Raw genomic sequence first — 23914 nt, 5'->3', positions numbered from 1 at the left:
GGCGCGCGGGCTGAAATATAGGCACAAAAGCGCCAAAAGGGGCACAGTCACGCGCCAATTCCACCTGCCGATTGACAGAACGCCATCGCGTGCATAATTTAAAGGCATGACACTGTATGCAGATCATCTCGGGTATCCCCTGCTGAACCGCCTGCCGCCCCGGGCGGCATAGGCGTACGCGCATCTGCGCGCCTCCCGGGCTTTGCTAGAACTCCAGAATTTACAATCTTTTAAGTGAACACCCATTACCTTGGGCCAGGATGCTGCGGAAATACGTCCGCATGTTTTTGAAACGCATCCAGCCCGGTCCGCCAGACGACCCTGATACGATCACATCGCGCCTTATTGCCACCGCCTCTGACAGGAGCCAGACCATGACAGCCCAGACGACGGAAACCGCCCGCAAGCCGCGCCTGCGCGCGCCCAAGCTGGTCATCAACGAAGACGAGTTGACCCATATCGAGGCGCTGGCAGAAGGCGCCTATCAGCGCAATCCTGTGCTGGCTGACCGTCTGCTGGACGAGCTGGGCCGCGCGCGCATCGTAAAGGCCAGCAAGATGCCGTCGGATGTCGTGTCAATCGGCAGCAGCGTCGTCTACCGCGACGAGACGACCGGTCAGGAGAAAACCGTGACCTTGGTCTACCCTGAAAACGCCGATATTTCGCGCAACATGGTTTCGCTGATGACGCCGATTGGCGTGTCGCTGCTGGGCCTGGCCGAAGGCGCCGCGTTCTATTGGGACACGCGCGACGACCAGCGCCGGATGCTGACCGTCATCAGCGTCACGCAGCCCGATGTCGCCCCCATCCCGGCCAGTATCGCGGGCGCATCGGACACGGCGTAACGCATCGGTCCTTGACCTCAACATCTCTGCTCCGCCATCATTTGCGGGGCAGCGATCCTGCCTTTTTCGCCCGCCCTTTCTTTAGTCAGAGCCTTTCCGATGTCCCCGCGTCCCGCCAGATCCATCTGTGCCACCTGCAATCAGAGTTTGCCACATGCGGCGTCCATGCGATGCCCGTTTTGCCGGGCCCCGATACAGCGCAGCGCGGGCGCGGCTGATGCCACCTGCGACAGGTGCGACCGTCCCATCCCCCGCGCCCATAGGGGCCGGTGCCCTTGCATCGCAGGCCGCCCCCCTGCGCGCCGCACGGCCAGTTTGCCGCGCAGGTACGCGCGATGAGCTTCAGGCGCAGTGCGCGGCGGCTGCTTTGGCCTGCCCTGACGGTTATCTTCAGTCTGGGAATGGCGTTTGGCCTGCTTCAGTATGACCTGTCCCATATCGTAGGCGACGGCGAAGCGGTGACAATGGCAGTCACCACCGCCGTCTATTTCTCGCTTGCGTGGCTGGCCAGTCGCCTGCTGGCAACGGCGCTGGATCAGGCAGCCACCCGGCGCCGCCCATATCCCCGCCTGCTCAAGGACATGATCGCCGCGGTCCTGTTCCTGCTGGCATTCGCCGCATCTGTGGCGCTGTTCATGGGTCAGGGCGCGGTCGGCGCGCTGGCGGGGTCGGGTCTGGTGCTGGCGATGCTGGGCTTTGCGATCCGCAACGTGGTGGCCGACACGCTGTCGGGGATCGCGCTGGGGGTCGAGGGGCCGTTTCGCATCGGCGACTGGATCGATATCGACGGGCTGGCCCGTGGCAAGGTGATCGAAATCGGCTGGCGCACCACCCGCGTTCTGACCCGCGATTCCACCTATCTGATCCTGCCCAACAGCCAGATCGCGCGCCAGCGCATCACCAACTATTCCGCCCCAAGGGCGCAATATCGCGCGCAGGTCACCATCGTGCTGGATCATTCCATCCCGATTGATGTCGCCCGCAAGACGATGCTTGCCGCCATCGCAGAGGCCAAGCTGATCCAGCAGGATCCGCCGCCCGACATTCGCGTGACCTCGTACGAAGAGGGCGGCATTGGCTACGCCTTGCGCTACTGGCTGACCCGGTTCGACCGCGACGTGGATTGCCGCGACGAGGTGTATAGCCTGCTGGACGAGGCATTGCGCAAGCTTGGCCCCGTTGCCCCGCGCAGCCGGGTCGAACTGGTCCGCGCCGCCACCCTGGACGACGCATGAAAAAGGCCCCGGCGCACAATGCTGCCGGGGCCCGGTAGGCGCGTATCTAGTCCAAGCGCTTACATTCCCAGCGCCGAGCGGGCCTGCTCAATCGCCGCTTTCAGCAGATCGGGGTTATCCTCGGCCTGCTTGAGCGTCGCTTTCAGCAGGGTCTTCTGCATGTCGGCGATGTCGGAATTGTCGATCATGTCGGCAGCAGCCTGCATATCAAAGTTCTGCACCGTCAGCGGACCAGCGGCCCCTGTCGCATCAGCTTCGGCATCGACAGCTGCATCAGTCGAGGTTGCAGGCGCAGTGTCCGCTGTTGCGCCAGTTTCAACATCGGCCTCGGGCGCTGCATCCGTCGCTGTGTCCTCCACGCTTTGGGCTGCATCATCAGCGGCCTGGCCGGTCGCTGCCTGCGCGTCCTCTGCCGCATCGGCGGCCTCTGATGCTGCATCTTGCGCCGCATCGTCGACAACCTGCATTGCATCGCTGCCCTCCTGGGCCATGGCGTCAACCGCGGCAGCCGCACCCTCGGCGGCGTTCTCGGCCGCATCGCCCACGGCAGCGCCTGCATCTTCTGCCGCCCCTTCAACCGCGTTCATCGCGTCACCGGCACTTTCGATGACCTCGTCCGACGCTGTTTCAATCGCATCGCCCGTCTCAGCGGCAGCCGCGTCTGCCTCTGCCGCCGCCTCATCGGCTGCCGCGCCCAGCTCTTCGGCGGCTTCCTCGGCAGCGGCGCCGACGTCCTCGGTGGTTGTTTCGGCGGTGTCAGCGGCGTCGCTGGCCGTTTCGTCAACCGGGTCGGGCGCCGTGATGGCATCCTCGGTCGTCTCGATAATGTCGGCCGGCGTCTTGCCGGTGACCAGAACATACCCGCCAATCAATACGATAGCAGCGAGTGCAATCCAAAGCAGATTTTTCATTTTGTGATCCCTAATATTCCATGCGTGCGGCGCCCTAAAACGTACCAGAGCCGTCCCGCGTTCCATTTGATGTCATGCCCGCCGCACCCGCAAGGCGCAAGGTCGATTCCCGCCGGATCGGCACGGATCAGCCCAATTTGCAGCTTGAAACATCACCATGGGACGACTACGTTGCTGTTCCGAAAGACATACCCACAATCTAAGGATCAAAGCCATAGCCCGCAGACCGCATAACGCGCCCCCCACGCGCGACACTGGACCCCGAGTAAACGACCGCATCCGTGATCCCGAAATTCGGCTGATTGGCGCCGATGGCGAAAATGTTGGTGTCGTGTCAGGTGCGCGCGCATTGGAAATGGCGATCGAGGCGGGCCTTGATCTGGTCGAGATTTCACCCAACGCCAAGCCGCCCGTATGCAAGATCATGGATTTCGGCAAGTACAAGTACGAGACGCAAAAGCGCGAAGCCGAAGCCCGCAAAAAGCAGAAGATCATCGAGGTGAAAGAGGTCAAATTCCGGCCCAACACCGATACGCATGACTACGACGTCAAAATGCGCAACGTCTTCAAATTTCTCGAAGGCGGCGACAAGGTCAAGATCACGTTGCGTTTCCGCGGCCGTGAAATGGCGCACCAGGATCTGGGCCGCGCCTTGCTGCAACGCATCGCAGCGGATGTCGACGGTCATGGCAAGGTCGAAAGCATGCCGAAGATGGAAGGCCGTCAGATGATCATGATCATCGGCCCCCTGCCGCGCTAGGTCGGCCCGCCGAAAGATATTTCAACCAAACGGCCCGAGTAACTCCGGGCCGTTTGCATGTGCAGGAGCAGCAGAATGTGGGAAGACCGTTTCAATACCGAAGAATACGTTTTCGGCACCGCCCCGGCGCAATTCATGCTGGACCACCAAGCCCTGCTGTCACCCGGCCAGCGCGCGCTGAGCGTGGCCGACGGCGAGGGGCGCAATTCGATCTTCATGGCGGAGTGCGGGCTTGAGGTGACGGCACTGGAATTTGCCCCGTCGGCGATTGCAAAGGCACGCAAACTGGCCACCAAACGGGGCGTAAATGTCGATTTTCAGAACGTCGATGTGACGGCACATGACTGGCCCCGGACCTATGATCTGGTCGTCGGCATATTCATTCAGTTCCTCGGCCCTGACGCACGCGCCGAGTTGATGCAGAACATGAAACGCAGCGTTGCACCCGGCGGGCTGATGCTGCTGCACGGCTATACGCCCGAGCAGGTCGGGCGCGGGACAGGCGGGCCGCCCCGCGCCGAGAACATGTATACCGAGGATCTGCTGAAGGACAGTTTCACCGGCTGGAACATCCTGGAGAACCGCGCCTATGAGCGTGAAATCAACGAAGGTCGGGGCCATTCCGGCATGTCCGCGCTGATCGATTTCATCGCGCGAAAACCGGCCTAAGCCGCGGCAGTGACCGCCCGGCGCGTCATGATTGCAACCAGATGCGCGCGGTATTCCGGGGTTCCGTGCAGATCGCCAATCATGTCGCCGGACGGCACGCTCACCCCCTCCAGCGCGGACGCGGTGAAATCCCGGCTCAGCGCCTCTTCGGCCTCCGCCCAGCGGAAAACGCCGCCTTCGGACGCGCCGGTGATAGCCACGCGCACCCCGCCCGGAAATCTTGCGACAAACGCACCGACCAGCGCAAAGCGTGATGCGGGCTGCTCGAACTTGGCATATGCCGACGCCGCTGGCACAGGAAATCTGACCTCTGTGATGATCTCGCCCTCATCCAGTGCCGTGTCAAACATGCCTTGAAAGAAATCGTCGGCTGCAATTTCGCGCCGGTCGGTCACGATGGTCGCGCCCGCGCCCAGTGCCGCTGCGGGGTAGCAGGCGGACGGGTCGTTATTGGCCAACGAGCCGCCCATCGTTCCGCGATTGCGCACCGCCGGATCGCCAATTCGGCCCGCCATCGTGGCAAGGCCCGGAAAAACGCCCGCCCCTGCCGCCACTTCGGCATGTGTTGTCGAGGCGCCAATGCACAGTTGCCCGCCCTCGTCGGTGCGGATGCCGCGCAGCCCGGAAATGCCCGTCAGACTGACCAGCACAGACGGCATCGCAAGGCGCTGTTTCAACGTCGGAATCAGCGTCTGGCCCCCGGCCAGCGGCTGCGCCTCCTCCGCGCTCAACGCCCTGACCGCCTCCTCGATGGTGGCAGGCCGCTCGATCTCAAATGCATACATCCCGACATCTCCATTTTCCGGCCAGCTTGTGTTTTCGCCTGAAACATCCCGCGGCCATCCCTACGACGCCCTCGGTCCGAGCAAATATGGACACGCCGCGCCCTAACCCTTAGCCCTGCTGCATCGCGGACCAGACGCGCAGCGGCGTTAGCGGCATATCCACATGATCCACCTTGTGCCCCGCCGATTGCAGCGCATCGACCACTGCATTCACCACCGTTGCGGGCGATCCGATCGTGCCCGCCTCGCCGCAGCCTTTGACGCCCAGCGGGTTGTGCGTGCAGGGCGTGCCGTTGCTGTGATCCACCACAAAGAACGGCATATCGTCTGCGCGCGGCATGCAGTAATCCATGTAACTGGCCGAAAGAAGCTGACCGTCCGCGTCATAGATGCAATTCTCCATCAGCGCCTGGCCGATCCCCTGCGCCAGACCGCCATGCACCTGTCCGTCCACGATCATCGGGTTGACCACCGTTCCAAAATCATCCGCCGTGGTAAATTTCTGGATCGTCACCTTGCCGGTTTCGGGGTCCACCTCCACCTCGCAGGCATAGGCGCCGGCCGGGTAGGTAAAGTTGTTCGGATCGTAGAACGCCGTTTCCTCCAGCCCCGGCTCGACCTCGTCCAGCGGGTAATTGTGCGGCACATAGGCGGCAAGCGTGACGTCGCCCCAGGCCAGCGATTTGTCGGTGCCGGCCACGGTGAACTTGCCATCCTTCAGCTCGATATCCTCGTCCGAGGCTTCCATGATATGCGCCGCGATCTTCTTGGCCTTGGCGATGATTTTCTCGGTGGCGCGCACCATGGCGCTGCCCCCGACAGCGATGGAGCGCGAGCCATAGGTGCCCATGCCCATCGGCGTGTTGGCGGTGTCGCCATGGACGATTTCGATCATGTTCGCGTCAATCCCGATCATGTCCGCCACCACCTGCGGGAAGGCCGTCTCGTGCCCCTGCCCGTGGCTGTGGCTACCGGTCATCACGGTGATGCCGCCCGTCGCATTGACGCGCACTGTCGCGCTTTCATACAGGCCCGCGCGCGCGCCCAACTGGCCGACCAGATTGGAGGGCGCGATGCCGCACGCCTCGATAAAGCAGTTCACGCCAAGGCCGCGCAGCTTGCCGCGCGCCTCGCTTTGCTGGCGGCGGGCGGCGAAGCCCTCCAGATCGGCCTTGGCCTCCAGCTTGTCGGCCAGTCTGTGAAAATCGCCCGCATCGTATTCCACCGCCACCGGTGTCTGATAGGGAAACTCGGTCACGAAATTCTGCCGCCGCAGCGCGATAGGATCCACGCCCAGCTCGCGCGCGGCCTTGTCGATGACACGTTCCAGCTGATACGTTGCCTCGGGGCGGCCGGCGCCGCGATAGGCGTCGACGGGGATGGTATTGGTAAACACCGCGCGCACATTCAGATAGACCAGCGGCGTCTTGTAATTGCCGGCCATCAGCGTGCCGTGCAGCCATGTGGGGATCGACGGCGCAAATGTGGACAGATACGCGCCCATATTGGCCAGCGTATCGGTGCGCACGGCGGTAAAGTTGTTATCCTTGTCCAGCGCCAGCTCGATCTTGGTGACGTGGTCGCGGCCCTGCGCATCGCTCAGGAACGCCTCGGACCGGGTGCAGGTCCATTTGACGGGCCGGTTCAAGGCCTTGGCGGCAAAGGTGCAGAACGCCTCTTCGGCGTAGTGGAAGATTTTCGAGCCGAACCCGCCGCCCACGTCGGGCGCCACGACGCGCAGCTTGTGTTCGGGGATGTTCAGCACGAACGCGCCCATCAGCAGGCGGATCACATGCGGATTCTGCGACGTGGTGTAGAGCGTGGAGTCGCCTGTACCACGGTTGTAATCGCCGATGGCAACGCGCGGTTCCATCGCGTTGGGCACCATGCGGTTGTTGACCAACTCAACGGTTGTGACATGCGCGGCAGAGCTGATCGCGTCATCCACCGCCTGTCTGTTTTCCTCGACAAAGCCCCAGTCAAAACACAGGTTGCTGGCCAGATCGTCATGCACCTTGGTCGCGCCATCCTCCAGCGCGGCGCGCATATCGATGACGGCTGGCAGCTCTTCTATATCAAGGCCAATCGCCTCGGCGGCGTCGCGGGCCTGATGAAGCGTTTCGGCAACGATGGCCGCGATGGGATCGCCGACATGGCGCACATGGGTTTCGCATAAAATCGGGTGACGGGGTTCCTGCATCGGCTGGCCGAACCGGTCGGTGATCTGCCAGCCGCACGGGATGGAGCCCGCGGTCTTGAAATCCTCCCCTGTGAAAATGCGCAGCACGCCGGGCATTTGCTCGGCCTCCGACAGGTCGAGCCCGTTGATTTTGCCGTGGGCAATGTCCGAGCGCAGGAAATGCACATATGCCTGTCCGCGCAGGTTGATATCATCGGTATAATTGCCCGTACCAGAGAGAAAGCGGACATCCTCGCGCCGTTTGGGGCTGGCGCCGATGCCGCCATGAACGGGTGCGTTATCCTTTGGCATGTCGGGTCTCCCTGATGTGGCGGTTTGCGGGCTGGTTTATTCGGCGGCGATTTCGCCCGGAATGCCGGTCACATCCTGACCGCTGGCCGCAAGGATCGCCTTGACGATGTTGTGATAGCCGGTGCAGCGGCAGATATTGCCCTGAAGATACCGGCGCACTTCGATTTCGGTGGGCTTTGGGGTGTCTTTCAACAAAGCCGCCGCGCTCATCACCATGCCGGGGGTGCAGAACCCGCATTGCAGGCCGTGGTAGTCCTGAAACGCCTGCTGAATGGTGTTCAGCGTGCCATCGGGGGCCGCCTGCCCTTCGATTGTGTCGACGGTTGCGCCGTCGGCCTCGGCGGCGAACATGGTGCAGGATTTCACCGCCTTGCCATCCACATGCACGGTGCAGGCGCCGCATTGGCTGGTATCGCAGCCGACATGCGTTCCGGTCAGGCCCAGCGTGTCACGCAGGAATTCCACCAGCAGGGTGCGGCCCTCGATGGTGCCGCGCGCGGGTTTGCCATTCACTGTCATGGTGACTTCGGACATGGGCGCCTCCCTTGCATGTCTAGGTATCGCTGTCTGGGAGGGAGTTAAGCACGGCTTTGTTTACTTGAGAAGCCTGTTTTTACGTCAAATTCTTGCTGCGGCGCGGCATCGGGCGGCTGGGAATCTCCTTCAGCAGGCCGCCCACGCCCATGGCGGCGATGTCTGCGGGCGTGACCGGAATGCCGCAAATCACCCGCTCCAGCACCCAGTCGGCACCGTTCAATGCAGGCGACCGGGCGCAGCCCGGCAGGCCGATCACCGGGCGCGCGCCCAAGCGCCCCAGAAACAGCAGATTGCCCGGATCAACCGGCATCCCGTAATGGTCCACCTGCCCGCCCGCCAGCCGCAGCCCTTCGGGTGCGACATCGCCGATGTCGGATGTTGCCGACCCCGTAAGGATCAGCAGCACATCGCCCGGCGCCTGCGACAGCGCCGCCGCAATCGCGCCGGCCTGATGCGGAACCACCAAGCGCGGCGTCAGGGCGGCGCCGAAATTGGCGGCGCGCGCCGCCATGGCGCGGCGGCCCTTTATCGCCGGCGCGTCCGGGCCGATGCGCGTTTCAATCAGGCTGAGCGTCGCGGCCTGCGCGCCATGCAGATCAATCGCGCCGCGCGCCGCAGCGCAGGCTTCTGCCAGGCGGTCACCGGGAACGGCGTAGGGGATGATCTTGATCGTTGCGACCAGCCCGCCTGCGGCGATCCTGTGCCAGACCGGGACCGTGGCGATTGTGATGCCGGGGTCCACCATATTGGCTGCCAGAATGGCCGCCGCGTTGATGGATACCGCCCCCGCATGGTGTGCCACCAGATTGACGCGGCCCGTCCTTGCGCTGCGCGCGCGCAGTCCGCTGCTGCCTGTCAGGATGGCATCCGCCAGATGTTCGGCGGCGGTGTTTTCATGCACATCCCCCGGCTCCAGCCGGGCGGCGATGACATGCGCGATCGATGCCTTTGCCAGATCGCGCAGGTGCTGCGCCTCCAGGGTGGTGCCTTTGGCGATCCTGTAGGGCGCGGCGCCGGGGCCAATCGCCCGCATCGAATGGGCCAGAATGGCACCGCCTGCCTCGGCCAGTGGAACGGGGCCGAATTTCATGCCCCGTGCCTCAGCACTTCGGTCATCTGTGCCAGAATGCTGAGGGCGATTTCCGCCGGGCCGACCGCGCCTATATTCAGCCCGACCGGGCCATGGATGCGCGCCAGATCCTGGTGGGCAAAGCCGACCTCGCGCATCCGCTCCAGCCGCCGGGCGTGGGTGCGGGTCGAGCCAAGCACGCCGATATAGAATGCGCCGCTGCGCAGCCCCTCGGTCAGCGCGGGATCGTCCAGCTTGGGGTCATGCGTCAGCAGCACCAGCGCCGTGCGGGCATCGAGGCCCAGCGCGCGCACCGCATCATCGGGCCAGTCGTCCAGCAACGTCTCGCCCGGAAACCGCGCGTCGGTGGCAAAGGCCGCGCGCGGATCAATGATGACCGGGTCATACCCCACGATCCGCGCCATCGGCACCAGCGCCTGAGCAATATGCACGGCCCCTACCACGATCAGCCGCAGGGGCGGGTTGTGAATGGCGATGAACGTCTGGCCATCCTCGGCAAAGCCCGAGCGATCCGCGCGAAACCGGTCTTCGTGCCCGGCCGTCTCCAGCACCGGCACAGCGCCGGGCGCGGTGATCAGCGCGGCGGGCTGGCGCGCCGCGCGGGCGGTGACCAGCGCGGCCAGCACAGGCTCGGGCAGCGCGGCACCGATGGGTTGCACCAGCACCCGGATCGTGCCGCCGCAGGCCAGCCCGACGGCAAAGGCATCGCCGTCGCTGACGCCATATTCCAGCATCCGGGGCGCACCATCGGCGATAGCCTCCAACGCTTCGGCCACCACGGCCCCCTCAACGCAACCGCCCGAGACTGACCCCGCCATGTCGCCATGCCCGGAGACGGCCAGCATCGCGCCCACCCGGCGCGGCGCGCTGCCCCATGTCTGCACCACGGTTGCCAGCGCGGCGCCCTGACCGGCCCGGTGCCAGCCCAGCGCGATGTGCGGTATATCGTCGACCTCGGACATGCAAAAAACCCTCCGCCATCAGTATGAGGCGGAGGGCCGTGACACTCAATCGTAATAACGCGGCGGTCGCGCCGCGCGCGGCCTACCGACCGCCGCGCAGCAGCGGCGTGATGTTGCGCACCGCGCCCCGGCGGTTGCCGCGAATATCGCCAGCCTGCTTGATCCGCAGATCGGCCTCGCCGTAACCTTGGACGATCATGTTCGACGGTGGCACGTCGAAATATTCCGTCAGAGCCAGCGCGACAGATTCCGCCCGCCGGTCCGACAGGGCCAGATTATAACTGGCATCGCCGACCGTATCGGTATGCCCTTCGATCAGGAACACCTGCGACGGATCCTTCCGGATTGCCGCCAGCATCTCGTTGCCCAGCGCCGACAGCGATTCCGCCTCCTGCGCCTCGATCACGGCCGAGCCGGTGCGGAAGTTGATCGCGTCCAGCGCAATCACCGGCACCAGTTTGCGCACGGCGTCGATCCGGCGGATCTGGTTCAGCGAATAGCTGCGATCCGGCAGCGCCTGATTCTTGGCGTTGAGGGCTGCGCGCAAGCCTTCGGCGTCGGCGGTGCTGTAGTCGTAATCGCTCTGCGCGGCGGGGCGCAGATTGCTGACGTCGACCCGCTCGAAATTGCGCGTATCGTCAAACAGCTCAATCTCCTGACCATCGGGCAGGATGCGCGTGCGGCGCAGCACGCGGCCATCGGCGGCGCGGATCGTCACGGTCGAGGAATTGTCGCGCGCGACAACCTCGGTCCGGGTGGAGCCGTCGCTGTAGGTTTGCGTCGCCACGTTGCTGCCGGGCTGGCGCAGCAGCGTATCGTCGTCCTTGATGATGCGGTACGTGCCGTTGGGATCGCGCACAACCGCACGGTCACCGGTGTTCGACACAACCTCGCCGCCATTGTCCAGCATCTTGCCGATCGCATAGGCGCCCAGACCCGCCGCAGCGGCGATTCCGACCGCTTTCAGCAGGTCGTTATCCTTCTTCTTGGCGGCAGGGGCGGCTGTTTGCTGACCGCTCGCCGTGGTCTCAAACTCCTCGTTCGAGGCGCGCGCCTGATCTTCGGTTACGGTGCCTTCCTGAGTATCGACCACCTCGCCCTCGCCGCTGGCAGCGGCGGCGGCAGGTGCGTCGACGGTTTCATCGGCCAAGGCGTCGGCCTGCGCCTCGGCGCTGACCTCCGGCACTTCGGCGGTGTCGGGGGCCGGTGCATCAGCCGTGTCCGCCTGCTCGGGGGCAGTGGTTTCAACCGGCGCGTCGGAGGTATCCTGCGGCGCGGTCGTTCCCTCTGCTGTGTCGGGATCAACTTGCGTCTCGGGCGCCGCGGCATCGTCTCCGCTTGCTGTGGCGTCTGGCGCGTCGGTTACAGTTTCAGCGTCTGTTGCGGCGGGAGCGTCAGCCGGGGCTTCGGTGGGTGCGCCGGTTGCCTGCTCTTCCGCTTCCTGTTTTTCCGCAGCCGCCTGTGCTTCGGCTTCGGCAGCGGCAGCGGCCGCTGCTGCCTCCTCGTTGGCGATTGCAGCAGCCTCGGCGGCGGCGTCATCGGCCGCAGCGGCTGCTTCGGCCTCTGCGGCGGCAGCTTCGGCTTCGGCGGCAGCTTCGGCGGCTTCGGCGTCCTGTGCCGTTGCTGCATCTGCGGCGGCGGCGGCATCGGCCTCGGCGGCGGCCCGCTCGGCGTCAGCTTCGGCCTGGATGGCGGCCTCGTCCGCGGCGGCGGCTTCTGCGGCGGTTGCGTCCGCTTCGGCGGCAATCTCGGCCGCCTGCTGCTCCGCCTCGGCGGCGGCTGTCGCCGCGGCATCCTCGGCGGCTTGCTGCGCGGCCTCAGCCTCGCTCGCGGCGCTGTCCCCGGCGCTGTCCAGCGCATCCTCGAGCGCGTCTGTCACCGCGTTCTCGCTTGCCAAGTCCGCATCGTTCTGCGCCAGGCGCACCACCTGGGGGGGGGCGCCCGTGGCCCCATCCGCATTCAGCGATGCAGTCGCGTGCGCGGCGCCCGGCAGGGGCGCGGCGGCGTTCAGGACCAAAGCCAGTGCTGTTGTCGATGTAAGCCAGTTGCGGCGCATAAGTCTCTCCTGTTTTCAAATCACGCCGGGTCGCACGGCAAATGTGCGGCATGCTGCACGACCCGGATTATTGGCGCCACAACGCCCCTTGTCGCAGATTGTTCCGCGCAAGCGCGCTAGATGGGCGGAGTTCCGCGCGCGGCCATCAGCCGGGTCTTTTCCCCCGCATGCGGCCCGGCAGCGAACGCGGCTGCCAGATCCTCGATCGACGCGACGGAATGACAGGCAAGCAGGCTGTCCACATGCGGCAGCATCGCAGCGATGCCTTGGGCCCTGGGGGCGAACCCATCCCAGCGCAGCAGCGGGTTCAGCCAGATCAGCCGCCGCGCCGTCAGATGCAGGCGCTGCATCTGCGCCGCCAGGTCGCCCGGCGCGCCCCGGTCCAGACCGTCGGTGATCAGCAGCACCACCGCGCCCTGCCCCAGCACCCGGCGCGACCAGTCATGATTGAACGCGGCAAGACTGCCGCCGATACGCGTGCCGCCCTCCCAATCGGGCACCTCGCGCCCGGCCGCCGCCAGCGCGGCATCGACATCGCGCGTGTCCAGATGCCGGGTGATATTGCTCAGCCGGGTGCCAAAGGTGAAGGCATGTACCCGGCCCCAGCCGCCGCTGCGATCCGCGCCGCGAGTATTGGCAACGGCGTGGACGAAATGCAGCACCATGCGGCTATATTGGCTCATCGAGCCGGAAATATCGCATAGCACCACCAGATCCGGCGCGCGGCGGCGATGCGCGCGGCGGGCCAGCTGCGTGATCTCGCCGCCCCGGCGCATGGCAAGGCGCATCGTGGCGCGCGCATCCATCAGCCGCCCGCGCGCGTCCGGGGTCATGCGGCGCGACAGCATCGGCGGCACAGGCAGCGTCAGGCGGGCCAGCATCCGCTTGGCCTGCGCGATCTCATCCGCTCCCATCTGCTCAAAATCAAGACTGCGCAGGCGTTCGCGCGCCGAGGCGGTGGCGCTGGCGTCAAACTCCAGCAGGCTATCGTCGTCATTCGCCTCGGGCAGGTCAGGCATCGGCGCCTGCGCCCCGTCCAGCAGCGCCTCTGCCGCGCGTTTCTCGGCGGGTTTGGCGGGCGGGCTTTCATTCAGGCCGCGCATCGCGGGCAGAAGCATCGCCATCATATGTTCCAAAAAGCGCGGATCGCGCCAGTAAAGCCGGAATATCTGCGCGAACACCGCCCGGTGTTCCGGGCGGGTGACGCACAGCGCGTGCAGCGTCCAGTAAAAGTCGCTTTTGGAGGTAAAACCGGCGGCCGACACGGCGCGCACCGCGTCAATGACGCGGCCGGGCCCCACAGGCAGGCCGGCACGCCTCAGGGCGCGGATGAAATGGGTGATGTTCTGCGCCAGCCTGGGGTTGTCCGGCAGATCGAGGTCAGGATAATCTTGCATATGTCGCGCCGGGGGTTCTACCCCCGGACCCCCGGAGTATTTGCGCCAAGATGAAGGATCATGCCGGTGGCAGCGCCGCGCGGACCTGATCAAGCAGACGCGCCGCCTCGCTGCCCTGCAATTTTGCGATGTCATCCTGATATTTCAGCAAGGCGCCCAGCGTATCGGCCACCACCTGCGGGCTGAGCGCGACGGCGTCCAGGGCCAGCAGGCATTTGGCCCAGTCGATGGTTTCGGCAACGCCGGGTTTCTTGAACAGATCTTCGGTGCGCAGGGCCTGCACGAAGGCCACCACCTCGCGGCTGAGCGATGCGGACAGCGCGGGCGCGCGGGCGGCGAGGATTTCGGCTTCGCGCTCGAAATCGGGGTAGTCGACCCACGCATAGAGGCAGCGGCGCTTGAGCGCGTCATGCACTTCGCGGGTGCGGTTGGAGGTCAGGATGACGATTGGCGGCGCGGGCGCGCGGATGGTGCCCAGTTCGGGGATGGTCACCTGAAAATCGCTGAGCGCCTCCAGCAGGAACGCCTCGAACGGGGCGTCCGTGCGGTCGATCTCGTCGATCAGCAGCACGGGCGCGCCGCCGGGTTGCGGGCGCATGGCCTGAAGCAGGGGGCGTTCGATCAGGAACTTTTCGGTGAAAAGCTGATCGGTCAATGCGGCGCTATCGGCGTTGCCGCCCGCCTCGGCCGCGCGCAGGGCGATCATCTGCGCCGCAAAGTTCCATTCGTAAACGGCGCTGGAGGCATCCAGCCCCTCGTAGCATTGCAGCCGGATCAACCGGCGGCCCAGCGCGGCGGCAATCGCCTTGGCGATCTCGGTCTTGCCGGTGCCGGCCTCGCCTTCCAGAAACAGGGGCCGGCCCAGCCGCAGCGACAGGAATACCGCCGTGGCCAGCGCGCGCCCGCAAACGTATCCCTCGTGCGCAAGCGCCTGCTGCACGTCGTCAATGCTGGCTATATCGGTCATCTGGCCGTCCGCTATCGTTGCCTGTCAGCGGCTATCCTGCTGCGCCTTGCGCATCCTGTCCAGCAAACCCCACGAATTTACCAAAGTTTTGCCAGAATTGCCGCCTATCACCGTGATGTCGCGGCCCGTATTTTTCCGCGCGTTACAGTCGAGGACCACGCCCATGCAAGACGCCCCAAAACCCATCGACGCACCGCTGTCACACCTGTCCGGGCGCGAGGCGTGGCTGAATACGGTGGAGGAGATCACAGGCGAGGACGGGTATGTCCAGCGTCTGGGCGCGCGTCACGCTGCCGTCTTTATCGAGGATAAGCCGACGCTGCTGGTCACCTTCGAGACGCATCAGCGTATCGAGGCGCGGTCGCCGCGTGGCCATCCGCTGGGCTGGGAGATGGCGCGGGCACTGGGCTGGTCGCATCTGTGCATCGTGTCGGACGGCGACACGTGGTTTCGTGACCCCAATGTCTACGGCTATTTTGACCGCTTGATTGACGACGGGTTTTTCGAGGATTTCGATCAGGTGATCTTCTACGGCGCCGGTCCTTGCGGCTATGCGGCGGCGGCGTTTTCCGTTGCTGCCCCCGGCGCCAAAGTGGTGGCGCTGTCACCGCAGGCCAGCCTCGATCCGCGCGTATCTGAATGGGATGACCGATATCGCCACATGCGGCGCACGTCCTTTTCGGATCGCTACGGATATGCGCCCGATATGCTGGATGCAGCCGCCGAGGCCTTCATCCTCTACGATCCCGAAAGCGATCTGGACGCGATGCATGCCGCCTTGTTCACGCGTCCCAACGTCACGCTGTTTCGCATGCGGTTCATGGGGCCGCAGCTGGAGGCGGGGCTGATCCGGCTTCAGATCCTGTTCCGGATCCTTGCCCAGATCAGCGCAGGCAAGCTGGACCGCGCCGCCTTGGCCGCGCTCTATCGCGCGCGGCGCCATGACGGCGGCTACCAGTTCACCTTGCTGCAAAAACTCAAGGCCGAGGCGCGCCCTTACCTGACAGTCCTGCTGGCGCGCAATGTACTGGAGCAGCGCAACGCCCGCCCGTTTCGCAAGGCGCTGGAGGCGGCCTACAAGACAGCAAAGGCGGATGGCACCCCACTGCCACCGCAAACGACTGAGGGCACCGACGATTAAGCCGACACCACTGGCGCGGCTCACGGTAATTGTGTAAAGCGCAGGCATGACCCATCTGACCATCCGCACCCCCGATGACTGGCACCTGCATCTGCGCGACGGCGCCATGCTGCGCGCCGTTCTGCCGTGGACCGCGGCGCATTTTGCCCGCGCGATCATCATGCCCAACCTGGTGCCGCCCGTCGTGACCGGCGCCGATGCCGCCGCCTACCGCGACCGGATCCTCGCCGCCCTGCCGGAGGGCGCGGATTTCACCCCGCTGATGACCCTCTACCTGACCGAAGATACAGATGCAGATGACGTTGCAGCCGCGCATGCGTCAAACCTGATCCGCGCCGTCAAACTCTACCCGGCAGGCGCCACCACCAATTCCGCCAGCGGTGTTGCCGATTTCACCCGCGTGCAGGGCGTGCTGGAGCGGATGGCAGATATCGGCCTGCCGCTTTGCGTCCATGGCGAGGTCACTGAGCCCGCCGTCGATATCTTTGACCGCGAGGCGGTGTTCATCGACCGCGTGCTTGATCCGCTGCGCCGCCGCGTGCCGGGCCTGAAGGTGGTGATGGAGCATATCACAACGTCCCAAGGGGTCGATTACGTCACGGCGCATGGCAGCGATCTGGCCGCCACCATCACGACCCATCACTTGGTGATCAACCGCAACCACATCCTGGCCGGCGGCATCCGCCCGCATTACTACTGCCTGCCGGTGGCCAAACGCGAACAGCATCGCCTCGCCCTGCGCGCTGCCGCCACATCGGGCGACGCGCGCTTCTTCCTTGGCACTGACAGCGCGCCACACACGGACCCGGCCAAGCTTCAGCCTTGCGGCTGCGCCGGATGCTTTACCGCGCCGAACACGATGCCAATCCTTGCGCATGTGTTTGAGCAAGAGGGCGCGCTGCACACTCTCGAAGCCTTCGCATCGCTCAACGGCCCCGCCTTCTACGGGCTTGAACCCAACAGCGGCACCCTCACCCTCGCCAAGGGTGCCCCCGATCTGCCCGCGCATATCGACACAAAGGATGGCCCCGTCACCCTCTTCGATCCGGGCTTTACCCCCGAATGGCACGTGACCGCCCGTTCTTCTTGCTGAAAATATCCTCGCCGAAGGCGAAACATACCCATCCACAAGGACCGCCCGCATGATACCCAGCTCCTACCCCCCCGCCGACGAAATCGCCCGCCTCACGGCGCGCATGCTGCTGGAAATCGGTGCCGTTCATTTCAACGCCGAAACGCCCTATATCTACTCCTCCGGCCTGCCCGGTCCGACCTATATCGACTGCCGCAAGTTGATCTCCTACCCGCGCATCCGCAGCACGCTGATGGATTTTCTGGCCGTCACCGTCATGCGCAATGCCGGGCTTGAAGCGTTCGACAATATCGCAGGCGGCGAGACGGCCGGCATCCCCTTCGCCGCTCTCATCGCCGAGCGGATGGCCCTGCCCATGACCTACGTGCGCAAAAAACCCAAAGGCCACGGCCGCGGCGCGCGGATCGAGGGCACGATGCTCGAGGGCCAGCGCGTGCTGCTGGTGGAGGATCTGACCACCGATGGCGGGTCGAAAATCGGGTTTGTCGATGCGATCCGCGAAACCGGCGCGAGCTGCGCACATACGGCCGTAATCTTCTACTACGGCATTTTCCCGGACACGATCAAAACGCTGGACGATCACGGCGTCGCCCTCCACCACCTTTGCACATGGTGGGACGTTCTGGCCGAGGCGCGCGCCCAAGGCACGTTCGATGACGCCACCCTGCGCGAGGTCGAGGCGTTTTTGAAGGCGCCCCGCGCATGGCAGGACGCCCGCGCCTGACCTTGGGTCATTTGCGGGCGGCAATCCGCCCGCAACATCCCCCAGATGTTGACGGATCCTGCCTTCTGACCGCAATATAGCGGCAGCGCGGGATGCCCCGAAACCACCCACAGGTTTATACAGTTTGCACCCGCACGGCGCATCCGTCTATGACGGCATCGCAGGGCAGCCGGAGAGTGACATGAACGAGATCATCAAATTCAACGCCAGCGGCAGCGCCGCGGGGACCGAAATTCAGGCCGCTGACACCATGCCCCACTCGATCGAGGCCGAGCAGCAGCTCTTGGGCGCGATCCTGACCAACAACGACGTATTCGACCGCATCGCCAGCATCATCGGCCCGCAACATTTCTACGATCCGGTCCACGCCCGCATTTTCGAAACTTCAGCCGCGCGTATCGCGAAAAACAACCTCGCCTCACCCGTCACCATCAAGGCATTTCTGGAAGACGACGAGGGGCTCAAGGAACTGGGCGGCCCCGCCTATCTGGTTAACCTCGCCGGCGCCGCGATCAGCACCTATGCGGTGCGCGATTACGCGCAGATGATCTATGATCTGGCCATTCGCCGCCAGTTGATCGCGCTTGGCCACGACATCGCCGGCAAGGCCGCCCACATGAACGTGGACTCCGAGCCAAAGGACCAGATCGTCGAGGCCGAACAACAACTTTACAAACTCAGCGAGCAAGGCCAGACCGACAGCGGATTTCAGAGCTTTCTCAGGGCGGTAACGGACGCTGTTAATGTGGCCAATGCCGCCTATCAGCGCGAGGGCGGCATGGCCGGCATCTCCACCGGGCTGATCGACATGGACAAGAAACTGGGCGGCCTGCACAAATCCGACCTGCTGATCCTCGCCGGGCGCCCGTCGATGGGCAAGACGTCGCTGGCCACGAACCTCGCGTTCAACATCGCCAAGGCCTACAAGCGCGGCACCCTGCCCGACGGCACCGAGGGCGCGGTCGAGGGCGGCGTGGTGGGGTTCTACTCGCTCGAGATGAGCGCCGAGCAGCTGGCCGCGCGGGTATTGTCCGAAGCGTCCGAAGTGCCCAGCGAACAGATCCGCCGCGGCGATATGACCGAGGGCGAATTCCGCCGCTTTGTCGATGCGGCCAAGCAGCTGGAATCCTGCCCGCTTTACATCGACGACACGCCCGCCCTGCCGATCAGCCAGTTGGCCGCACGCGCCCGGCGGCTGAAACGAACCCATGGGCTGGACGTGCTGATGGTCGATTACCTCCAGCTGGTGCGCGGCACCGGGCGCAGCGAGAACCGCGTGAACGAGATTTCCGAAATCACCATGGGCCTCAAAGCCATCGCCAAAGAGCTGGACATTCCGGTGATCGCCCTGTCGCAGCTGTCGCGTCAGGTGGAAAACCGCGAGGACAAACGGCCCCAGCTGTCGGACCTGCGCGAATCCGGCTCGATCGAACAGGACGCGGACGTGGTCATGTTCGTTTTCCGCGAGGAATATTACGTCGAGCGCGAGAAACCATCGGACGACCGGCTGGACGAAATGGCCGCCTGGCAAGAACGCATGGAGCGCCTGCACGGCAAGGCCGAAGTCATCATCGGCAAACAGCGCCACGGCCCTATTGGCTCAATCGAGCTTAGCTTCGAGGGGCGCTTTACCCGGTTCGGCAACCTTGTGCAGCCGTGGCAAAATGGCGGCGGCAGCGAGCAGGAATTCTAATGCGGCGCCATTTGCGAAACACCGGCGGGCTGCGCCAGAAAATTCGGCGAATTTTCTTCGCCCAGCCGCACCGTGGCGGATCCGGGCAAAAAGGCTCTTTGGCCTTGACGCGGCGCGCACTCGTGTCAAAACCCTCGACATGAGCACAGCAACCCTGACCATCGACCTGCCCGCGCTGACCGCCAACTGGACCGCCCTTGCAAACATGGGCCGGGCCGAGCCGGGCGCCGTGGTCAAGGCCAACGCCTATGGCCTTGGCGCGGGCCGCGTGGGCCGGGCATTGGCCAAGGCCGGCGCGCGCACATTTTTCGTGGCCGTGGCCGAAGAAGGCGCCGCGCTGCGCCAGGCACTCGGTCCCGGCCCGGTGATCTACATCCTGTCGGGCCATATGGCCGGCGACGCGGATATGCTGGGCGATATGGACCTGACGCCGATCCTGAATTCGCTCGATCAGATGATCCGCCATCTTGAGGCGCTGCCGGGCCATCCCTTTGGGCTGCAACTGGATACCGGCATGAACCGGCTGGGCATGGAGCCCAGTGAATGGGCAGCCGTGCGCGACATCGCCCTTGCGCAGGATCCGCAGCTGATCATCAGCCATCTGGCCTGCGCGGACGAGCCGGATGCCCCGATGAACACCGATCAGCTCGCCCGGTTCCGCCAGATGACCAGTGGCCTTGATTGCCCGCTGAGCCTGGCCAATACCGGCGGCATATTGCTGAACCGGGCCTATCACTTTGACGTCACCCGTCCGGGCATTGGCATGTATGGCGGGCTGCCCTTTGACAATGCCCGCCCGGTTGTGACGCTGGATATTCCCGTGATCCAATGCCGCGATGTCGCGCCGGGCGACGCGGTGGGATATGGGCGTGCATGGATCGCGCAGCGTCCCAGCCGCATCGCCACGCTCAGCACCGGGTATGCCGATGGAATTCTGCGCTGCCTTGGTGACCGTATTTCTGTCTGGGCCGATGATGTGCGTTGCCCTGTCGTGGGGCGTATTTCAATGGACCTGATTGGCGTTGATGTGACCGATACGGCCAGCGACCCCAAATCCGTTTCGCTGCTCGGGCCGCAGCAAGGGGTGGACACATTGGCCGATGCCGCTGGCACCATCGGCTACGAGATCCTGACATCACTGGGCGAGCGCTATACGCGGCGGTATCTGGGCGGATGAGCGTGATTACAACCTTGCTGGCCGCCATCGGGCGGCATGTTTTTGCGGCACTGGCGGGGGTTGGCCGGGTGACATTGTTTGCCGGCGAAACGGTGTCGCATTTGTTCAGGCCCCCCTTCTACACACGCGAATTTGGTCACGCACTGATCCAGATCGGCTGGCTGTCGCTGCCGGTTGTCGGGCTGACCGCGCTGTTCACCGGCGGCGCGCTGGCGCTGCAAATCTACGCAGGTGGCGCGCGGTTCAACGCTGAAACGGTCGTTCCCTCCATCGTCGCAATCGGCCTGACGCGCGAGCTTGGTCCGGTATTGGGCGGGCTTATGGTGGCCGCGCGCGTGGCCTCCTCCATTGCTGCCGAAATCGGCACGATGAAGGTGACGGAGCAGATCGACGCGCTGACGACCCTCAGCACCAGCCCGATGAAATACCTGACGCTGCCCCGCGTTCTGGCCGCGACGCTGGCGGTCCCGCTGCTGGTGGGCGTGGGCGATGTGATCGGCATCATGGGCGGGTTTCTGGTGGGGGTTGGCCGCCTTGATTTCAACGCGGCGTCCTATATGCATAACACGCTGAATTTCCTCGAATTCTGGGACGTTCTAAGCGGCATGATCAAGGGCGCGGTCTTTGGCTTCATCGTGGCACTTATGGGCTGTTATTACGGTATGAACTCAGGCCGCGGCGCCCAGGGCGTAGGCCGCGCCACCAAGGCGGCAGTGGTCACCTCATCGGTGCTGATTCTGGCCAGCAACTACATCCTGACGGAAGTGTTTTTCACGGCATGATCACCCTCACCGATGTTCGAAAATCCTTTGGCCGCAATCATGTTCTGCGCGGTGTCAATCTGACGCTGGATAGCGGGTCGTCCATGGTCATCATTGGCGGGTCCGGCACGGGCAAGTCAATTTTGCTGAAATCCATCCTCGGGCTGGTGAAACCCGACAGCGGGACAATCACGCTGGACGGTCATGATGTCACACGCGGTGACAGGGATGCCTTTCTGGCGCGGTTTGGCATGCTGTTTCAAGGTGCTGCGCTGTTTGATTCGCTGCCTGTGTGGCAGAATGTTGCCTTTCGCCTGCAGCGCGGCGCAACCAAGCGCCCCCCCCATGAAGCGCGGGAAATCGCGATCGAAAAATTGCGCCGCGTTGGCCTGACGCCAGATGCTGCGGACAAATTTCCCGCCGAATTGTCAGGCGGCATGCAAAAGCGTGTCGGGCTTGCCCGCGCTATTGCCGCCGAGCCCGAGATCATCTTCTTCGACGAACCGACCACAGGGCTGGATCCGATCATGTCGGGCGTCATCAATGAGTTGATCCGCGAGATTGTCGTGGAAATGGGTGCCACAGCGATGACAATCACCCATGACATGATGTCTGTTCGTGCCATCGCGGACAATGTCGCCATGCTGCATGACGGTGTAATCCAGTGGACCGGGCCGGTTGCGGATATGGATACATCTAACGATCCATATTTGGATCAGTTCATCCATGGCCGTGCAACTGGCCCCATCGAGGCGGTCAGATAGCAATCAATCCGGCCGACGCCCTTGGACGGCGCTGACTGTTCGCAGTGAAATTCTATTGCGCGTCACTCATCTGGCTCTGGACGACTTCGGTCAATTCGGTCAGCGAAAATGGCTTGGGCAGGAAAACCGAATTGGGGATGCGCGATTGTGTGTCGCCAAAATCCTCTTCCGCGTATCCCGAGACGAACACAACCCGCACGTCAGGCCGCGCTTTGAGCGCTTGCTGAACCCAGCTGGGTCCATCCATACCGGGCATCACAACGTCTGTCACGAAAACATCAATGACAATCGATGGATCTTCGAGAATGTCGAGCGCATCTTCCGCCGACTCCGCTTCCAGCACGGTGAATCCGCGCATTTGCAGCGCCCGCGATGCGAAGGCACGCACCGGCGCCTCATCTTCGACCAACAGAACAAGGCCCTCCGTCGGCGTTGTCTCGATCTGGGGTTTCTTTGCAGGCTCGACGACCGCCGCCACTGCCTCGTGGGCCGGGAACATCAAGAAGAACGTCGTGCCCTCGCCTTCCTTGCTGTCAACAAAGATGAAGCCGCCGGTTTGTTTGACAATTCCATACGCCGTGGACAGGCCAAGGCCGGTTCCCTCCCCGGTGCGTTTGGTCGTGAAAAATGGCTCGAACACTTTGTGCAGGCGGTCCTGCGGTATGCCGACGCCCGCATCCTTGACGCTGATCCTGACCCACTGACCGGCCGCGACCACCGCCCTGTCACGCTGTAGCGGCGCCTCCAATGTCACATTCTGCGTTTCGATCCGAATATCACCGCCATCGGGCATGGCATCGCGCGCATTGACCACGAGGTTCATTATGACCTGCTCAAACTGGCGCTTGTCGGCGCGGATCGACCACAGGGATGGATCATGATTAAGCGATAGCACGACCTTTTCCCCGACAAGCCTGTTCAGCAAATGCGTCAGGTCCGACATGGCGTCCCGCAGATCCATGATTTCCGGTCGCAGGGTCTGCTTGCGCGAATAGGCCAACAACTGGTTCACCAGGGATGCCGCGCGATTTGCGTTCTGGTTGATTTGCAGCAGATCGCCATAATCCGAATCGCCTTGGTCATGGCGCAGAAGCAGAAGATCGCAGTGGCCGGAAATCGCCGTCAGAAGATTGTTGAAATCATGCGCAACGCCGCCCGCCAGCTGGCCGATGGCCTGCATCTTTTGTGATTGAACGAACTGAGCCTCAAGCGATTTCAATTCTGTCGCATCGTTCAGAACCGCGATCAGGATCGGCTCGCCGTTTTCAATCGCGCGATTCAGGGTGACCTGTATGAAGACTTCGCGATCCGACCGTCTTACGCGCAAAAACTCGGAATGAAGCGCGCCGCGCGACAGCGCCGCGTCCTCAAGCCAATCCGGAATCGAGCGGCCCAACCCCTCCAGCAGATCGGTGATCTGCCGGCCCGCCGCCCCTTCGCATCCAAGAAGATCGGCGGCGGGGCGATTGCAAAGCTCGATAATGCCGCTGCGCGCCAGTTTGAGCAACGGCACCGGCAATTCTTCGAAGAACGTCCAGCCATCAACCGTTCCCTCCGGCTTTGCCAGGCTGGGCATCAGAAAAATCTCGCGCCTGCCGGCGATACCTTCCAATTCGATCACAAGGCATTGCTGTACGCCCGACTGGGTACTGATGTCATTCATCTGGCCCGACCGCAAAGGCAGCGTAGGGCAAATCCGGTCGAGCATGCGCGCACGCTCCCCGATCAGTGCGGGTTTCGCTAATTCCCGGACACGGATTTCAGTAATTCCCGGACACGCGTTTCGGTAAATCCCGGACAGGGATTTCGGTAATTCCCGGACAGCTCCGGGGGCCTTGGGTACGGTTGGTCATCGC

20 protein-coding genes and 1 pseudogene are annotated in these 23914 nt (G+C 64.0%); 11 read left to right on the top strand and 10 right to left on the bottom strand.

Going from position 1 to position 23914, the window contains the following annotated elements:
* The first annotated feature begins 374 nt into the window (after positions 1–374).
* Together rnk and DQ230_RS11555 are read left to right on the top strand one after the other, a co-directional pair.
* Positions 375–845, top strand: coding sequence for a nucleoside diphosphate kinase regulator (gene rnk, locus DQ230_RS11560; RefSeq protein ID WP_113912788.1), 471 nt, complete (start codon positions 375–377; stop codon positions 843–845).
* A gap of 335 nt (positions 846–1180) precedes the next feature.
* A complete protein-coding gene (locus DQ230_RS11555) occupies positions 1181–2080 on the top strand; it encodes a mechanosensitive ion channel family protein (RefSeq protein WP_113912787.1) in 900 nt (299 codons plus the stop codon).
* A 59-nt stretch (positions 2081–2139) separates the two neighbouring features.
* On the opposite strand, the gene DQ230_RS11550 is transcribed toward DQ230_RS11555, so the two are convergent.
* Positions 2140–2991, bottom strand: coding sequence for a translation initiation factor 3 (locus DQ230_RS11550; RefSeq protein WP_113912786.1), 852 nt, complete (start codon positions 2989–2991; stop codon positions 2140–2142).
* Between the two features lie 157 nt (positions 2992–3148).
* On the opposite strand from DQ230_RS11550, the gene infC reads away from it, so the two are divergent.
* Positions 3149–3751 (top strand): translation initiation factor IF-3, encoded by a 603-nt coding sequence (infC, locus tag DQ230_RS11545; protein ID WP_113912785.1) that lies wholly within the window; start codon positions 3149–3151, stop codon positions 3749–3751.
* A gap of 75 nt (positions 3752–3826) precedes the next feature.
* Positions 3827–4420: an SAM-dependent methyltransferase gene (locus DQ230_RS11540; protein WP_113912784.1), complete on the top strand. Its 594-nt coding sequence runs from the start codon at positions 3827–3829 to the stop codon at positions 4418–4420.
* On the opposite strand, the gene DQ230_RS11535 is transcribed toward DQ230_RS11540, so the two are convergent.
* From DQ230_RS11535 to DQ230_RS11500, 8 genes are all read right to left on the bottom strand, one after another.
* Positions 4417–5205, bottom strand: coding sequence for an FAD binding domain-containing protein (locus DQ230_RS11535; protein WP_113912783.1), 789 nt, complete (start codon positions 5203–5205; stop codon positions 4417–4419). The two genes, DQ230_RS11540 and DQ230_RS11535, sit on opposite strands and share 4 nt — an antisense overlap.
* Positions 5206–5314: 109 nt before the next feature.
* A complete protein-coding gene (locus DQ230_RS11530; protein ID WP_113912782.1) occupies positions 5315–7696 on the bottom strand; it encodes a xanthine dehydrogenase family protein molybdopterin-binding subunit in 2382 nt (793 codons plus the stop codon).
* 36 nt (positions 7697–7732) lie between these two features.
* Positions 7733–8230, bottom strand: coding sequence for a (2Fe-2S)-binding protein (locus DQ230_RS11525; protein WP_113912781.1), 498 nt, complete (start codon positions 8228–8230; stop codon positions 7733–7735).
* Positions 8231–8309: 79 nt separating this feature from the next.
* On the bottom strand, positions 8310–9323 hold the full coding sequence (locus DQ230_RS11520) for a molybdopterin-binding protein (protein WP_113912780.1): 1014 nt from the start codon (positions 9321–9323) through the stop codon (positions 8310–8312).
* The gene (locus tag DQ230_RS11515; RefSeq protein ID WP_113912779.1) at positions 9320–10285 is read right to left on the bottom strand and encodes an XdhC family protein; all 966 of its coding nucleotides are present in this window, start codon (positions 10283–10285) and stop codon (positions 9320–9322) included. The genes DQ230_RS11520 and DQ230_RS11515 overlap by 4 nt, the downstream gene beginning before the upstream one ends.
* Before the next feature lie 82 nt (positions 10286–10367).
* Positions 10368–12341 carry an OmpA family protein gene (locus DQ230_RS11510; protein WP_113912778.1) on the bottom strand — a complete coding sequence of 658 codons (1974 nt, stop codon included), beginning with the start codon at positions 12339–12341 and terminating at the stop codon, positions 10368–10370.
* Positions 12342–12457: 116 nt separating this feature from the next.
* The gene (locus DQ230_RS11505) at positions 12458–13738 is read right to left on the bottom strand and encodes a vWA domain-containing protein (RefSeq protein WP_113912777.1); all 1281 of its coding nucleotides are present in this window, start codon (positions 13736–13738) and stop codon (positions 12458–12460) included.
* Positions 13739–13796: 58 nt separating this feature from the next.
* Positions 13797–14705, bottom strand: coding sequence for an AAA family ATPase (locus DQ230_RS11500; RefSeq protein ID WP_113912776.1), 909 nt, complete (start codon positions 14703–14705; stop codon positions 13797–13799).
* A gap of 163 nt (positions 14706–14868) precedes the next feature.
* Here DQ230_RS11500 and DQ230_RS11495 point away from each other — a divergent pair, with 163 nt between their 5' ends.
* From DQ230_RS11495 to DQ230_RS11465, 7 genes are all read left to right on the top strand, one after another.
* The gene (locus DQ230_RS11495) at positions 14869–15846 is read left to right on the top strand and encodes a phosphoadenosine phosphosulfate reductase (protein ID WP_113912775.1); all 978 of its coding nucleotides are present in this window, start codon (positions 14869–14871) and stop codon (positions 15844–15846) included.
* Between the two features lie 46 nt (positions 15847–15892).
* On the top strand, positions 15893–16939 hold the full coding sequence (gene pyrC / locus DQ230_RS11490; RefSeq protein ID WP_113912774.1) for a dihydroorotase: 1047 nt from the start codon (positions 15893–15895) through the stop codon (positions 16937–16939).
* Between the two features lie 49 nt (positions 16940–16988).
* Complete coding sequence (locus DQ230_RS11485; RefSeq protein ID WP_113912773.1) at positions 16989–17663, top strand: orotate phosphoribosyltransferase; 675 nt, start codon at positions 16989–16991, stop codon at positions 17661–17663.
* 181 nt (positions 17664–17844) lie between these two features.
* Positions 17845–19356 carry a replicative DNA helicase gene (locus tag DQ230_RS11480; RefSeq protein WP_113912772.1) on the top strand — a complete coding sequence of 504 codons (1512 nt, stop codon included), beginning with the start codon at positions 17845–17847 and terminating at the stop codon, positions 19354–19356.
* Between the two features lie 139 nt (positions 19357–19495).
* Positions 19496–20533 carry an alanine racemase gene (gene alr / locus DQ230_RS11475; protein WP_113912771.1) on the top strand — a complete coding sequence of 346 codons (1038 nt, stop codon included), beginning with the start codon at positions 19496–19498 and terminating at the stop codon, positions 20531–20533.
* A complete protein-coding gene (locus DQ230_RS11470) occupies positions 20530–21315 on the top strand; it encodes an MlaE family ABC transporter permease (protein WP_113912770.1) in 786 nt (261 codons plus the stop codon). Before alr ends, DQ230_RS11470 begins: the two co-directional genes overlap by 4 nt.
* Positions 21312–22058: an ABC transporter ATP-binding protein gene (locus DQ230_RS11465; protein WP_113912769.1), complete on the top strand. Its 747-nt coding sequence runs from the start codon at positions 21312–21314 to the stop codon at positions 22056–22058. The genes DQ230_RS11470 and DQ230_RS11465 overlap by 4 nt, the downstream gene beginning before the upstream one ends.
* 52 nt (positions 22059–22110) lie before the next feature.
* Here the strand turns inward: DQ230_RS11465 and DQ230_RS11460 are convergent.
* Positions 22111–23787: pseudogene (locus tag DQ230_RS11460) on the bottom strand (ATP-binding protein); the annotation flags it as partial.
* Positions 23788–23914: the final 127 nt, after the last annotated feature.

Source organism: Roseovarius dicentrarchi (genome assembly GCF_003316635.1).
Taxonomy (GTDB): domain Bacteria; phylum Pseudomonadota; class Alphaproteobacteria; order Rhodobacterales; family Rhodobacteraceae; genus Roseovarius; species Roseovarius dicentrarchi.
The sequence above is the reverse complement of the archived record's forward strand: the minus strand, read 5'-3'. Positions and strand labels throughout refer to the sequence as shown.

Bases quoted from the DNA above. Each gene is read 5' to 3' on its own strand.
- rnk (WP_113912788.1), top strand. From the start codon at position 375: ATGACAGCCCAGACGACGGAAACCGCCCGCAAGCCGCGCCTGCGCGCG.
- DQ230_RS11555 (WP_113912787.1), top strand. From the start codon at position 1,181: ATGAGCTTCAGGCGCAGTGCGCGGCGGCTGCTTTGGCCTGCCCTGACG.
- DQ230_RS11550 (WP_113912786.1), bottom strand. From the start codon at position 2,991: ATGAAAAATCTGCTTTGGATTGCACTCGCTGCTATCGTATTGATTGGC.
- infC (WP_113912785.1), top strand. From the start codon at position 3,149: ATGGGACGACTACGTTGCTGTTCCGAAAGACATACCCACAATCTAAGG.
- DQ230_RS11540 (WP_113912784.1), top strand. From the start codon at position 3,827: ATGTGGGAAGACCGTTTCAATACCGAAGAATACGTTTTCGGCACCGCC.
- DQ230_RS11535 (WP_113912783.1), bottom strand. From the start codon at position 5,205: ATGTATGCATTTGAGATCGAGCGGCCTGCCACCATCGAGGAGGCGGTC.
- DQ230_RS11530 (WP_113912782.1), bottom strand. From the start codon at position 7,696: ATGCCAAAGGATAACGCACCCGTTCATGGCGGCATCGGCGCCAGCCCC.
- DQ230_RS11525 (WP_113912781.1), bottom strand. From the start codon at position 8,230: ATGTCCGAAGTCACCATGACAGTGAATGGCAAACCCGCGCGCGGCACC.
- DQ230_RS11520 (WP_113912780.1), bottom strand. From the start codon at position 9,323: ATGAAATTCGGCCCCGTTCCACTGGCCGAGGCAGGCGGTGCCATTCTG.
- DQ230_RS11515 (WP_113912779.1), bottom strand. From the start codon at position 10,285: ATGTCCGAGGTCGACGATATACCGCACATCGCGCTGGGCTGGCACCGG.
- DQ230_RS11510 (WP_113912778.1), bottom strand. From the start codon at position 12,341: ATGCGCCGCAACTGGCTTACATCGACAACAGCACTGGCTTTGGTCCTG.
- DQ230_RS11505 (WP_113912777.1), bottom strand. From the start codon at position 13,738: ATGCAAGATTATCCTGACCTCGATCTGCCGGACAACCCCAGGCTGGCG.
- DQ230_RS11500 (WP_113912776.1), bottom strand. From the start codon at position 14,705: ATGACCGATATAGCCAGCATTGACGACGTGCAGCAGGCGCTTGCGCAC.
- DQ230_RS11495 (WP_113912775.1), top strand. From the start codon at position 14,869: ATGCAAGACGCCCCAAAACCCATCGACGCACCGCTGTCACACCTGTCC.
- pyrC (WP_113912774.1), top strand. From the start codon at position 15,893: ATGACCCATCTGACCATCCGCACCCCCGATGACTGGCACCTGCATCTG.
- DQ230_RS11485 (WP_113912773.1), top strand. From the start codon at position 16,989: ATGATACCCAGCTCCTACCCCCCCGCCGACGAAATCGCCCGCCTCACG.
- DQ230_RS11480 (WP_113912772.1), top strand. From the start codon at position 17,845: ATGAACGAGATCATCAAATTCAACGCCAGCGGCAGCGCCGCGGGGACC.
- alr (WP_113912771.1), top strand. From the start codon at position 19,496: ATGAGCACAGCAACCCTGACCATCGACCTGCCCGCGCTGACCGCCAAC.
- DQ230_RS11470 (WP_113912770.1), top strand. From the start codon at position 20,530: ATGAGCGTGATTACAACCTTGCTGGCCGCCATCGGGCGGCATGTTTTT.
- DQ230_RS11465 (WP_113912769.1), top strand. From the start codon at position 21,312: ATGATCACCCTCACCGATGTTCGAAAATCCTTTGGCCGCAATCATGTT.